This is a genomic window from Micrococcus sp. KRD026, from assembly GCF_017168445.1.
GTDB lineage: Bacteria > Actinomycetota > Actinomycetes > Actinomycetales > Micrococcaceae > Micrococcus > Micrococcus luteus.
The window spans coordinates 22,184-35,262 of sequence record NZ_JABFBA010000018.1 but is presented as its reverse complement, the minus strand read 5'-3'; the positions used below and the strand labels follow the sequence as shown (position 1 = coordinate 35,262).

Here is a 13,079-nt window from a genome sequence, read left to right as displayed (position 1 = left end):
GGTGGGCGCGCTGGAGGCGGGTCAGGCGGGCGGCCTGGCGGGCACCGGGGCGGCCGTTGTCGATGACCTCGCCGGTGGAGAGGGCGGCCAGGTGCTTGACGCCCAGGTCCACGCCGACGGCGCCGTTGGCGCGCTGGCGACGGCTGGGCCCGGTCCGGATGGGGGTGGGGTCGGCAACGAGGATCGAGGCGTACCACCGTCCGCCGGCCTGGGAGATGGTCATGGACCGGATCTGGGCGCCGCGGCGGCAGGCGCGGACCAGGCGGCTGGTCTTGTCGTAGGTGCGGATGGTCCCCAGGGAGGCCAGGCGCAGGTGCCGGTGGTCGGTGATCACCCCGCGGCGGGGCTCGCCGCGCTTGTAGGGGGTGCCCGCGGCGCCGATGACCTCGGGGGCGGGGATGGTGAAGCTGTCCCGGGACCGGCCCTTCTTCTTGAACCGCGGCAGGCCGACGCGCGCGCCGGCGCGCGTGCCGGAGGCGGAGGCCATCCAGTTCTCGGTGGCCTTCGCGGCGTTCTGGAGGCCGGAGACCAGGACGCGGCGGGGCACGGTGTGCATCCAGGGCTCGGCGTATCGCTCGTCGGTCCATGCTTCGGCCGGGTCGGCGCCGGCGGCGATCGCGGCGGCGGCCTCGCGGTGGCGGCGGATCAGCGGGGTCAGGTGGGTCGTGGAGTACGACTGGTAGCTGACCACGCGGAGGGTGGGGTCGGCGGCGCGTTCGGCCTTCATGCGCGCGGCCAGCTCGGGGCCGGCCAGCCCGGTCTCGGCCAGCTCGGTGCGACGGGCGGCACCGGCGGCCAGGGCGGCCCGGTTGTGGGCGGTGAGCATGTTGTAGGCGACGCGTGCGGCGCCGGCGTACTGGGCCAGCAGGGTGGCCTGGGCGGGGTTGGGGTCCAGGCGGTGCTTGAACGCGCGCAGCCTCGGGGCCAGGTCGGTACCCGTGGTAGTCGTCATCGCTCGCACCTCCTCATGCGCCAGCATCGTCCATCCGTTCAGGGGCATGGTCACCCACCCCCCGGACACGTTACGGCCTCGCTCACCCAGCCGGGCAGGAGGCCAACACCCTGCGCATCGCCGCGCGCTCGCGCTCGGTGACGCTCAGCCCCCACTTGGCCTTCACCACCACCTGGTGCTCCACGAGCTCACATCGGCCCGCAACGGTGTCCGGCAGCCAGTCCGCCGCGGTCGCATCCGACTTCGAGGTGTTCGCCGGCCCATCCACGGCCAGCAGATTCGCCGGGTCGTTGGCGAACGCCGTGCGCTGGGACTCGTCCCACGCCCACGCCCCGGAGGCCCAGGCATCGGCAAGGGAGACCGTGTGGTCGATATGCACGGCCTGGGAGTCCTGGGAGGAGAAGGGGATCGTAGCGCCGCTGTAGGGGTCCACGAGCTGGCCGGAGAGCACCTTGCACCCCTGCGTGCCGGGCTTGATCTGCACCTGTGTCAGGTCGCGCCGCAGCACGTCGTTGCGGGTGTCACAGCCGTTGCGGTCCACGTCCGCCCAGCGCTGGCCGAACGCGTCTCGCGTGTAGGCGCTGGCCGGTGCCGCGGAGGTCAGGGCCAGCTGCTCGAGCTGGCCCCCGACCGGGCCGGCCGCCGGAGTCGGGGACGTGTCGCCGAGTGAGGGCAGCTCCACTCCGCTGGGCAGCGCCACCTTGGGAAGCTTCACCTCTGGCACCTGGACCCCCTGCACATGTCCACCCCCGACGGCGCCAGCCACGCCCAGAGCAGCCACCACGGCGACGACGCTCGAGACCCATCGACGCACGCTCACGAGCCCGCCCCCTCACGCTCCTGCGGAGTGGGCACAGCCTCGATCACAGCGTGCAGCCCATGGCTCACCCGCAGCCGGCGCGCGGCCTCGGCGGTGGCCGCCCGGTGCAGCTCCACGGGAATCACCTCGATGCCATCACCCATGTCCGGCTCCTCCATCTCCGGCAACCACCTGTAGAAGGAACCGCGGGAAGCGTAGGTCAACATCAGCGCGGCACCGGCCTGCTCATGCACGCGCAAGGTCTCGGCGATCAGCTCCTCCACGAGGCGCTCGCGGTAGTCCTCCAGGCGGGTCATGGCCGAGTCGATCCAGGACCAGTCCCGCGGCGGGTTCTTGCCGAACTCCCAGCGGGTGATGCTCTTCTCCGCGACACCCAGGGTGTCGGCGAGGGCGTCGCGGGACAGACCGAGGGCCTCTCGGCGGCACTTCAGCTCGATAGCGTTCATGGCTCAGCCCTCCGCCTTCTGGTCGGCCGGCTCGTCCTGGTCGGTCACGCCGTACTCCTGACGCAGGGCCTCCTCCTCGAGGCGCAGGCGGGTGATGGCCTTCATCAGGGGCTCGCGACGGGTGTGCAGCTCGTTGTTGGCGGCGTCCTCCCAGCTGTCCAGGGTCCAGCCGGCGCCCTGGATCTTGCTGACCATGACGGCGTCGGGGGCGCGCAGGTCGTTCTTGATGCGGGTCCAGGTGGAGGGCGAGGTGAAGCCGGCTTGCCGAGCCATCTCGTTGACGGAGTAGTAGAAGGTGGTCATGGGGGTGCTCTCTCAATCTGGAGGCGACAGAATCACCTCACGTAGGTCTAGCGATACACGTCTAACCATACGCGTCATTCCATACACCCGCAACCTTTATCCACAACCCTCCCCCCCGTCACCACTGCCCCTGCTACGGTTTGCACAGGTCGAGCGTGAGCCCATCCCGTAGGGCCTGCGACTTAGAAGCCCTCCTGGCCATCCCCCCTCCGCGCCGGGAGGGCTTCGCTCTGCCTGGCGCCCAGAAGGGACATCACGGCCGCGCGACGGCCTTATCCACGGTGAAGGACACCCGCGGATCGGAGGAGCCATGAGCATCGAGGTCGAGCACCTGGAGGCCGCCCTGGCCGAGGCCGTCGAGGTGGTGACCGACAGCGAGCGTGCACATGCGAGCACCGCAGCCTGCCATTGGTGGCACTGCGGCCAGGTGCTGCGGCGGTTCATCGACACCCCGGACGCCTTCCCGCCGGCGCCGCCGGTCGCCTAGACTGGACCCCAGAAGCGCCCCGCTTTCCCGTTGATCTGACAGTCGCAGGAACCTCGCGGGGCGCTTTCGCGCGTCCAGAGCTTGTTGCCCTCCACCTGCCAGCCCACCTAGTATGTTGACGTCAGATCAACGTAAGGGTGGAGGTGTTCCTGATGATCCAGGTGTCCTGGCAAGGGCGGATGACCACGTCCCTGCCGACCACAGATTCCGAGGTGGCCCGCTGGGTCGCCCACGACCGTCCCGAGATGGTGCGCGCCCAGACCGCCGACGGCACCGCCTACCGGCCCGACGCCGCTCAGGTCCTCGCGTTCATGCAAGCCCAGACCCACCTGGCCCAGATGCTGCGCTTCCAGTACGCCGCCGCCCACGGGCTGGTGCCCGCGCACGCAGGCGCCGTGCTGACCGCGGCCTAGGGCGTGTCCGACAATAGCTTGGACCACGCGATCACCGCGTTCAAGAGAACGGCGGCCCGGTAGACGATCGCGTACTTGTCATACCGGGTCGCCAGGCCCCGCCACTGCTTCAGGCGCGCGTACTGGCGCTCGATCACGTTCCGCCCCTGGTAGGCGTCCGCGTCGAGGCCGACGGGGCGCCCGCCGCGGGCACCGCGGCGTCTGCGATGGCCCTGCTGGTCCGCCGGCTCGGGGATCACGGCTTTGATGCCTCGGGTGCGCAGGTGGGCGCGGATCGCCCGGGAGGAGTAGGCCTTATCGCCCAGCACCGCCTCGGGGCGGGTCCGGGGCCGTCCCACCGGCCGGGCCACACGCAGCTGTTCCAGCAGGGGCAACAGCATCGGGGAGTCTCCTGCCTGGCCTGGGGTGATCAGGCTGACCAGCGGCATCCCGGCGCCATCGACGAGCTGATGGATCTTCGTGCTCAACCCGCCACGAGAGCGCCCGATCCCGTGATCGGCCGGCTCCTCACGCGGATTCTTGTAACTCGATCCATCCCCCTGTGTGCCGGGTGGTGCTGGTGAGCGCGGGCGATCGTGGAGTCCACCGACACCGACCAGTCCACCAAGCCCTGCGCGGCGGCGGCGGCGGTCAGCTTCGCCAGCACCGTGTCCCAGGTGCCCTCGGCCGCCATCCGGCGGTGCCAGGTCCACACTTCTCTGCCAGGGCCCGTAGACCTCGGGCAGGTCCCGCCAGGGGATCGAAGCACCGGTACCGGTAGATGATCGCCTCGACCATCGTGCGGGCATCGGAGAACGGCCTGCCGGCGCGGCCGGTCCGGGTCGGGAGCATCGGGGCCATCAGCTCCCACTGGGCATCGGAGAGCATCTGGAACCGGGACATGCCTTTCAGGGTGCCAACTGACCCCTGGATCCATTCTCAGACACGCCCTAGCGTGGTGCTCTCGCGCTCGGCGCGTGAGCACCACGGGAGTCTGCGGGCCGGGGCGTGTGTCGCCGGCACACGGGCGCTAAGAGGAACGGTGTCCTCGTCGCGCTCGATGTTTCGGGGAGCGCAGCGCGGGGCGTGTCGCTGAGGTGTTCACGCGGTGTTTTCGCCGTCCTCGGTGCGGGGGTGGTCCTCGATCAGTTGGGGGTCAGACGGATGAACTCTTTTTCGGAGAGCCCGCTTTCATAGGCCTCTGCCTGTGGGTGCCAGTGGTGGTGCCTCCAGCAGGGTGACGCCCTGAAGAAGACGTTCCGCGAGATCACCGCTCAGCTGGTGGATTCTTCCGATACGACGCGTCAACGCGACGGGTGCGTCGAACCGGACCGGACCGGTTACACGCAGGCGGCGTAGAGCTCCATCAGGCGCGTCTGCCGCTCCTTCTCCGTCGCACCGGAGCCCAGACCGAGGATGCCGTCCATGACACGGTCCAGTCGGGCGTGCGCCTTCAGTAGCTCAGGGGCCATCGCCAGCGGGTTGTAGTGCTGAGCCAACGACCGCTCTGGGTGCAGCGCGCGCGCCTCCAACACGCCGGCGCCGGCTTGAATGAGCTTGCCTCGCTCCGACTCGGACAACTCAGGTAGGGGCAGTGTGTTCCACACCAGCGTGTTCGAGAACCGCAGGTCTGACTTGATCTGCCCACCGACCATGCGCTGCCATGCGATGAACGCCGATGATGAGATCACCGCGAACGCGAAACCATCCGCATCGGCCGCAACGAAGTTGGCATCCCCAGAGACGACGTCCGCTCCGAAGCGGTCTGCGGTGAAGTAGGCCCGCGTCGTGGAGACGTGGCGCGGGATGCAGAGGTATTCCCCACGGGGTCGATTTTTGTTGGGCCGGAACAGGTGCGGTGTCCCGCGCAGCTTGTAAGCGTCCCCGGAGACTGGGGCGGCCTCGCGATACGCCTTGCACTCCTCGATGTGTCGGCGCAGCACAGCAGAGCGGGCGAGATCGGAGGGGTCCAGGTCTTCGAGCCAGAGGCACCATCGGGGAAGCCCACGGATCAGCTCCCGTGCCCCGACGTACCGACGCAGGTACTTCACCGCCACCGGGTCGGAGGCCACCTCCGGGTGCTCAGCCAGCTCCACGATCAAGTGCCCGCCGTCGGCGGGCTTGGACCCATAGACCACCGGCGGTAGCTGGGCCAACGGCTTGTTGCGTTTGGCCACAAGGACCCATGGCCCTTCTACGAGGTATGGGCTAATCGCGCTCACCGGTTCCTCCAGCGGATGCCCTTGGGACCGTTCATAGGAGAACAGCCGCGCCCCCTTCAAGGGGATGCCCTTGGAGAAGCCGATGATGACGCAGTGCACCGCTGCAGAGCCCGGAGCCTCCGAGGTCCACGCGAACGTGCGGTGTGCGAACGGGATCGTCCATCCTTCACGGTGCAACGGCCCGAACAGGGCCGGCACCGGCTGGCCCTGAGCGATGGAGTTCGTGGTGACGAACGCGAACCGGCCCACCGGCTGGTCGGCGAAGTAGTGCATGGCCTGGGCGTGCCAGCCGGTCACGTAGTCCAGGTACCCGTCGTAGTCAGCACCCCAAACGGCCTTCATGTCCGCGGTCTGCTCAGCGGTCTTCGTGTACTGGCCGATAAACGGCGGGTTGCCCATCACGTACACATGCTCGGATGCCGGCACGACCTCGTTCCAGTCCAGGCGCAACGCGTTGCCGACCACGATGTGCGCCGACTCGGTCAACGGCAGCTGCTCCGGGGACACGCCGATCTTCAACGACATGTCCTGGTTCGCCTGGTGGTTCACCAGGAACATTGCCGTGCGGGCGATGGTCGCCGGCCACTCCTCCAGCTCGATCCCGCTGAAGTGCGACATCCGCACCCGCACTCTCTCGTCCTCGTCCATCACCAGCGAGGTCTGCACCTGCTTGCCCGACAGCTCCTGCAGACGCACCAGGATCTGCAGCTCCAGGGCGCGCAGCTCCCGGTAGGCCACGATCAGGAAGTTGCCGCACCCGCACGCCGGGTCCAGGAACCGCATCTGCCCCAGTCGCTCGTGCAGCTTGCGCAGCCCTGGCCGGGAGTGGATGCTCGCCACGAACTCCGCCCGCAGCTCATCCAGGAACAACGGCCCGATGAGCTTGAGGATGTTCTCCTCGGTCGTGTAGTGCTCCCCCAGCTCCCGGCGGGCCTCCTTGGACTTCACCGCCTGGAACAAGGACCCGAAGATCGCCGGAGAGATCCCACCCCAGTTGAAGTGGCAGGCCGCGATCAGCTTCTGACGCATCGAGGCGGTGAAGTACGGGATCGACACCGCCTCCCCGAACACGGACCCGTTCACGTACGGGAAGCGCAGCATCAGCTCGTCCGTGCCGGCCATGCGCTTGTTCACCGGCCGGTTGAGCACCTGGAACAGAGCCGTCAGCTGCGCGCCCAGATCCGAGCCGTCCTCGGCGGTACGGGTCTGGATGAACTCCAGGAACAGATCCCGCTCCCACAGCCCAGAGTCGTCAGCGAAGAGGGCGAACAGGGTCCTCACCAGGAACACCGAGGCCTCGTGTTCGTCGTAGCCGGAGCCTTCGAGCTCGACGTAGAGGTCGGCCATCAGCTGCGCGGCCTTCACGGAGGCCGCGGCCTGCTCGGCCGATCCAAAGACGCGCTTCTGGTAGCCGGCGATGAACCCGAACCGCTCGGCCTCCACCGGCAGCTGCTCCAACGGGAACTCCACCACGGCATCGGCATCCCCGGCCGGAGCCTCCAGGTCACGCAGACGGAACGTCTCGAAGTCGCAGGTGATCACGTAGCGGGGCTGCTCGGCCTCGGGCACGTTCGCCAAGTACGTCAGCGCCTGATCCTCGGCGGCGACCAGGTCCTTGCCGAGTGACTTCTGCTCAGCGATGAGCATGCCGGGCCAGAACACGTCGATGAACCCGGCCCCGCCGTCGGCCTTCTTCGCCCGGCTCTCGTACTGGGCCACCTTGCGGCGGCGGATTCCGTAGACCGCGAACAGCTCCGTCCAGAAGGACTGGGACTCCCCCCGCTCGTAGGACTCCCCCGCCCACTCGTGCACGAACGCGGCTGCGTTCGCGCGGATCTGGTCCCAGGACAGGGGCTTGGTCTGCATGAGGGCGAGCCTTTCGACGGTGACCGCCCCATCATGCCCGCCCTAGCCAGCACAGCCGGCACGGGACGCGCTAGAGAGATCGACTTGCCCCAGAGACATGCGCTGGGGATCTCAGTTAGGTTTGTGGGACGGGCAAGCCTGCCCAGAGAGGCGGAGTCGATGCATCTAGAGCAGATCACCCTCACCAATTTTCAGTGTTATGGGCCTGAACCGCATACGATCACCTTCGACAAGCAACTGACCGCATTGCTGGGGGTAAACGGTTCCGGGAAGACAGCGGCGCTCCAGGCGCTACTCAGACTGTTTAGCGTCGTACCGGACCAGCGCGAGGTTCGCGTCGAAGATTTCCACGTCCCGAATGATGAAGCTGAAGCGGCGACAACCCGAACTCTTCGCATTGACGTAGTCTTCGCGTTCCCCGAGCTTGACATTGAACCATCCACCAACAGCAATGACGGTGCATCTGATGCGACCTCCACTGTGCCCGAGTTCTTTATGCAGATGGCAGCCAATTCCGAAGGTGCTCTCAAACTAAGAGTCGTTCTGGACGCCACCTGGACTGCCGATGGATCGGCTGGTGGGTTAATCGAAGATCAGCGTCGGATTGTCTATACTTTCGAGGACGAATTCGAGGATCAGTGTGTCGACCTGAAAGCATCGGACCGCAACCGCATACAAGCTGTATACGTCCCGGCAATCAGAGATGGCAGCCGGCAAGTCAGCGCGTTCCTCCGAGGTCGTCTATGGCGCGCGAGCATGTGGTCGGAAGGTTTTCGGGAACACATTGCGGGCGCTACTGACCAGTTATCTACCAAGTTCAGGACCGAGGCAGTCGTCGCCACCGTAACCGAGGCAATTGCTTCGCGCTGGAAAGAGCTCCATCATCTGTCTACTGACCAGACGCCGGCTTTCGAGCCGATTACCAGGGACATGACCGTCCTAGTCAGCAACGCAGAGATGCTTTTTGAACCATCACCCACGGGACGGGTGCGTCCGGCCCGCGAGCTAAGCGACGGCCAGCAGTCACTACTGCATATCGCTCTCACTACTGCCACACTCGACCTCGAGTCCCAGATTGCCCTAGGCCAGCATCAGGACAAGTTCGACATGACGGCCACCGCACTCCCCGCACTAACGATCTTGGCAATCGAGGAACCCGAAAACAACCTGTCACCGTACTTCCTATCCCGGGTTGTCGAGCAACTCATCGCCGTCACAAGGTCTGGCCGGGCCCAAGCTCTGATTTCCAGCCACTCAGCGAGCGTCATGGCTCGCGTCACGCCTGACCGCATCAGGCACTTCCGCATCGACGAGACCTCGAAATCAACCGCCGTAAGCAAAATTCTTCTTCCATCCGAAGCATCCGAAGCCGGAAAATACATACGTGAAGCCGTGCAAGCCCATCCAGAATTATATTTCGCGCGCTTTGTACTCCTCTGCGAGGGCACATCCGAAGAACTGGTTATCCCCAAGCTTGCAGCGGCACGTAACCTTCACGTTGATCAGTCATTTGTTGCCGTTGTCCCGCTTGGTGGACGACATACGAATCATTTTTGGCGCCTTCTCAATGAGCTCCGAATTCCACACGCAACACTCCTAGACCTTGATTACGGCCGTAACGGCGGCGGAGAAGGCCGTATCCGAGACGCCTGCAACCGTCTCATTGAGATCGGTCAGTCGCCGTTCGATGGCAGTAAAGCAATAGATGGTTTTACCTGTGTCGACGACATCAGTGGACTCAGCATGGACGAAATAAAGGCATGGCTCGGCCATCTTGAAAAGTGGTACGTGTACTTCTCGACACCGCTAGATCTCGACCTGCTAATGCTCGGGAGATATCCCGATCAGTACAAACGTCGTGAAGATGGTAAGACCGGACCCCGAAAGACAGGTGACCCACGCAACTCTGTTCTTGGCGACCCGGGCGACCGGCCTGATGTCGATCTATGGAAGAGCGAGGAGTGTGTCGATGACTTATATTGGTACCGCTATCTATTCTTGAGCGATTCCAAGCCCAGCACGCATCTTCGAGCACTCTCCTTAGTCCCGAAGGATGACCTCACTAAGCCGCCCCCGCCCCTCGGCCGTCTCCTAGACCGTATCGAGAAGGCGGTCATGCCGTCATGAACTTATCCTCTGAGCAGTGGATTCCTCGCGGCATCGATGACCTCGAGCCGGCTGCGTGGGACGCCCTGAGGGCCGAAACTGTTTCGGTAACGGCAGGCCCCGGTGCGGGAAAAACAGAATTCTTGGCACAGCGGGCGGGGTACCTTTTAGAAACAGGTATTTGCAGCCCGCCGCAAAAGATCTTGGCAATATCCTTTAAGCGATCCGCTGCTAGCAACCTACGAGATCGCGTTCAATCACGCTTGCCCGAGCATGCTCACCGGTTCAATTCGATGACGTTCGATGCATTCACCAAGTCAATAGTCGACCGGTTTCGGGCCCTGCTGCCGCGTGAATGGACGCTAGATCCCGATTACAATATCCGTTTCTCGTCCCCCCAAGAGGTTAAGGAGTTTTTGGCGGACATTGCAGCAGGACTAGACCGGGAGCATGCACAAGCTGTGTATGCACTCTCACCCGCCACGTTTCTACCCAATATTATCGGCGCGGCCGAACTCCCAGCCGATCCGTCTATGCAACCGGCACCGACCTCCGTTCAGGAATACGCCGCCCAACAGTGGTGGAGCCGCAAGTACCTGAACGCGGATGGGTCCGTCGTCGACTTCGTCATGTTAAACCGGCTAGCCGACCTTATCATTCGGACGAGCCCGCCTCTTCAGCGAGCTCTTCGGGTTACGTATCCGTTTGTCTTCATCGATGAATTCCAAGACACCACCTACGCCCAGTACTCGTTTCTCAAGACGGTTTTTTCCCCCGAAACCACGACCATGACGGTCGTCGGCGACCGTAAACAACGAATCATGGGCTGGGCCGGTGCACTCGACGATGCATTCGCTCAGTTCAACGCGGACTTCGCGTCCCAGAGCTTCACTCTCACCTCCAACTTCCGATCCACCCAGCAGCTCGTCGACCTGCAGCATCGTTTCGCGGTTCGCCTCGATCCCGATGTAGCACCACAGCAATCGCGTGTTGATGCAGGGGTGGGCGTGGCCCCCGTTGAAGTGTGGTCCTTCCGCACTGCCGAGCGCGAAGCGAACGCCATTGCCGCATGGATCGCCACAGACATAGAGACGACGGGCCGACGGCCCGCTGACTACGCCGTAATTGCCCGACAACGGGTCGACATGCTGGAACCCGAACTAGAGCGGGCATTGACAGCCAGTGGATTGCGACTTCGCAACGACGATGCACAAGTAGGCACTCGCAGACTGCAAGACCTTCTCACTGATGAGCTGGTACGACTCTTACTGGGCATTCTTGCACTTGCTACCAACAGAAGCGGCCAGCCTCAGGTCTGGCGTGACGTTACGGAAAGCCTGGGGCGGGTGCGCTCCAGTGGGCCAAGCATGAAACTCGGGAGAGAGATCGACGACGAGCTGACGGACTACCTCAAGGATCTGCGGACCTGGCTGGCGGTGACGCCCATCGGAACAGACTCATGTGGGGGTATACATGAGGAAATCGCCGCGTCTCTAACTCGAAAGTTAACGCAATTTGTGCGTACCGAAACGGCCGGGCACAAGCGGCTGTTCGGGGATAGACCTGGGGACCTTGATGTCACCCTTGAGGCATTCCGCATCCGGCTCGCGCAGACGCTCCTCCGTGTCGAGTCCTGGAGCTCAGTAGCCGAGACCTTTTTCGACCACGACGCCGTGGCCCTCTTGACCATTCACCGCAGCAAGGGGCTGGAGTACCCGACAGTCTTCTTCGTCGGCCTTGACAACGATCAGTGGTGGGCACACGCGCGAAACACTATCGAGTCCACCATGACATTCTTCGTGGGAGTGTCTCGGGCATCTGAGCGCTTGTTTTTCACCCAATGTGACCAGCGAGGCCCTCGGGCACCGCTTGGAGAAATTTATCAAGACCTGCAAGACGCAGGAGTGTCACTGATTCGGTTCGACTAGATGTGACGCTTCACCCAGCTGATCACTCGGAGCCAAGGCCTCCTCCGACTCTCGACTGCGTTCTGGACAGCGAGGTGTACAGGGTCTGCCGGCTGACCCCGAACGTGCGCGCCACTTCGGCCTTCGGGATCCCCATGTCGATCATCACGCGCGCCTGCTCCACGTCGGTGTCCGAGAGCTTCGGGGCCTGGACGTACTTGCCGCGGGCTTTGGCTAGGGCGATGCCCTCGGCCTGGCGCTCCTTGATCCGCCGGCGCTCGAACTCCGCGAACGCCGCCAAGATGCCCAGCATGAGCCCATCCACTGGGGAGGTGCCGGACTTGTCCACGGTGATCCGCTCGGACACGAACTGGACCGCGCACCCCTTGTCTGTGAGGTCGTCCACGATCGCGTACAGGTCCCGGGTGTCTCGGCCGAGCCGGTCCATCGAGGCGACCTTCACCAGGTCCCCCTCCCGGACGTACGCCATCAGCTCGGCCAACCCGGTGCGCTTGGCCCGAGAGCTGCCGGAGATCTTGTCTTCGAAGATGCGGTCGCACTCCCCCACCGCCTCCAGCTGCCGGCCCAGGTTCTGCTCCGCCGAGCTCACCCGCACGTAGGCCACAGTCTGTCCAACCACGTCCTAGACCCTCCGACACTTCTGTCTAACGGCCCGGTCTGGGACCTTATCTGACGTGATGGTCTCGTGGGAGGCAGGGGTGTGTAAAGGGGTATACCCGGCTTGACGCCGGGATGGGGCAATGAACACCCAGCTGGATTGTGAGGCATCCCTCTGTCGGAGCGTTGACGTTTACTTTACTCACCTGTTAGTATAGTTTCGTTGATGCGACTACAGGCAGAGGACAGGGGTACAACAGTGAACGACGTTGGATCATCGCCGCGGCGGTGGTGGCTGCTCATGACCGTGGGGGCCGGCCTGCTACTCATCACCCTCGACAATTCGATCCTCTACACCGCCTTGCCTACGTTGACCGCAGACCTCGGCGCGTCCGGATCCTCGACACTGTGGATCATCAACGCCTACCCCCTGGTCATGGCTGGCCTCCTCTTGGGAGCAGGCACACTGGGCGATCGCATCGGCCACCGCCGAATGTTCGTCGTCGGCCTGTGGATCTTCGGTGCCGCATCACTGGCAGCGGCATTCTCGCCCAACCCTGCCTTCCTGATCGGCGCCAGGGCACTCCTCGCTGTGGGGGCCGCAGCGATGATGCCCGCCACGCTTGCTCTGATCCGCCTCGCGTTCGACGATCCTCGTGAGCGCAACATCGCCATCGCCATCTGGGGGAGCCTGTCGATCGCGGGGGCAGCGCTCGGACCCATTCTCGGCGGCGCCCTTCTCGAACGGTTCTGGTGGGGATCTGTTTTCCTCATCAATGTCCCCGTTGTTGCCATCGCACTTGTGGCGACCGCAATCATCGCGCCGCACAACCATCCCGATCCGTCGAAGAAGTGGGATCTCGTCTCATCCCTCTATGCGATGGTCGGGCTGGTGGGCACCGTGCTCGTCATCAAGGAACTGGCCCATATTCCACAGAACTGGGTTCTGATCGCAGGGGC

General features: G+C 64.5%; 11 protein-coding genes and 1 pseudogene. 5 read left to right on the top strand and 7 right to left on the bottom strand.

Annotated elements, in window-relative coordinates; genetic code table 11:
- The 4 genes from J1M40_RS12895 to J1M40_RS06415 all read right to left on the bottom strand — a co-directional run.
- The coding region (locus tag J1M40_RS12895) for a helix-turn-helix domain-containing protein (protein WP_206450616.1) at positions 1 to 952 on the bottom strand (952 nt) is incomplete at its 3' end.
- Between the two features lie 82 nt (positions 953 to 1,034).
- The gene (locus tag J1M40_RS12705) at positions 1,035 to 1,667 is read right to left on the bottom strand and encodes an HNH endonuclease family protein (protein ID WP_242821274.1); all 633 of its coding nucleotides are present in this window, start codon (positions 1,665 to 1,667) and stop codon (positions 1,035 to 1,037) included.
- Between the two features lie 101 nt (positions 1,668 to 1,768).
- A complete protein-coding gene (locus tag J1M40_RS06420) occupies positions 1,769 to 2,218 on the bottom strand; it encodes a helix-turn-helix transcriptional regulator (RefSeq protein ID WP_049159095.1) in 450 nt (149 codons plus the stop codon).
- Positions 2,219 to 2,221: 3 nt separating this feature from the next.
- A complete protein-coding gene (locus J1M40_RS06415; protein WP_031943823.1) occupies positions 2,222 to 2,521 on the bottom strand; it encodes a hypothetical protein in 300 nt (99 codons plus the stop codon).
- Positions 2,522 to 2,831: 310 nt separating this feature from the next.
- On the opposite strand from J1M40_RS06415, the gene J1M40_RS06410 reads away from it, so the two are divergent.
- Positions 2,832 to 3,008 (top strand): hypothetical protein, encoded by a 177-nt coding sequence (locus J1M40_RS06410; RefSeq protein ID WP_206450614.1) that lies wholly within the window; start codon positions 2,832 to 2,834, stop codon positions 3,006 to 3,008.
- A gap of 152 nt (positions 3,009 to 3,160) precedes the next feature.
- Positions 3,161 to 3,421, top strand: a complete 261-nt coding sequence (locus tag J1M40_RS06405; protein WP_206450613.1) for a hypothetical protein — start codon at positions 3,161 to 3,163, stop codon at positions 3,419 to 3,421.
- On the opposite strand, the pseudogene J1M40_RS06400 reads toward J1M40_RS06405, so the two are convergent.
- Both J1M40_RS06400 and J1M40_RS06395 read right to left on the bottom strand, forming a co-directional pair.
- Positions 3,418 to 4,303 (bottom strand): annotated as a pseudogene (locus tag J1M40_RS06400) (IS5 family transposase). The gene J1M40_RS06405 and the pseudogene J1M40_RS06400 sit on opposite strands and share 4 nt — an antisense overlap.
- 437 nt (positions 4,304 to 4,740) lie before the next feature.
- A complete protein-coding gene (locus J1M40_RS06395) occupies positions 4,741 to 7,488 on the bottom strand; it encodes a DNA methyltransferase (RefSeq protein ID WP_206450612.1) in 2,748 nt (915 codons plus the stop codon).
- A 159-nt stretch (positions 7,489 to 7,647) separates the two neighbouring features.
- On the opposite strand from J1M40_RS06395, the gene J1M40_RS06390 reads away from it, so the two are divergent.
- Both J1M40_RS06390 and J1M40_RS06385 read left to right on the top strand, forming a co-directional pair.
- Positions 7,648 to 9,615, top strand: coding sequence for an ATP-dependent endonuclease (locus J1M40_RS06390; RefSeq protein ID WP_206450611.1), 1,968 nt, complete (start codon positions 7,648 to 7,650; stop codon positions 9,613 to 9,615).
- Positions 9,612 to 11,522, top strand: a complete 1,911-nt coding sequence (locus J1M40_RS06385; protein ID WP_206450610.1) for a UvrD-helicase domain-containing protein — start codon at positions 9,612 to 9,614, stop codon at positions 11,520 to 11,522. The genes J1M40_RS06390 and J1M40_RS06385 overlap by 4 nt, the downstream gene beginning before the upstream one ends.
- Positions 11,523 to 11,544: 22 nt before the next feature.
- Here J1M40_RS06385 and J1M40_RS06380 read toward each other — a convergent pair whose 3' ends face one another.
- Positions 11,545 to 12,141, bottom strand: a complete 597-nt coding sequence (locus J1M40_RS06380) for a recombinase family protein (protein WP_206450609.1) — start codon at positions 12,139 to 12,141, stop codon at positions 11,545 to 11,547.
- Between the two features lie 279 nt (positions 12,142 to 12,420).
- On the opposite strand from J1M40_RS06380, the gene J1M40_RS06375 reads away from it, so the two are divergent.
- Positions 12,421 to 13,079 (top strand): MFS transporter (locus J1M40_RS06375; RefSeq protein ID WP_241252139.1); only part of this gene is annotated, 659 nt, incomplete at its 3' end.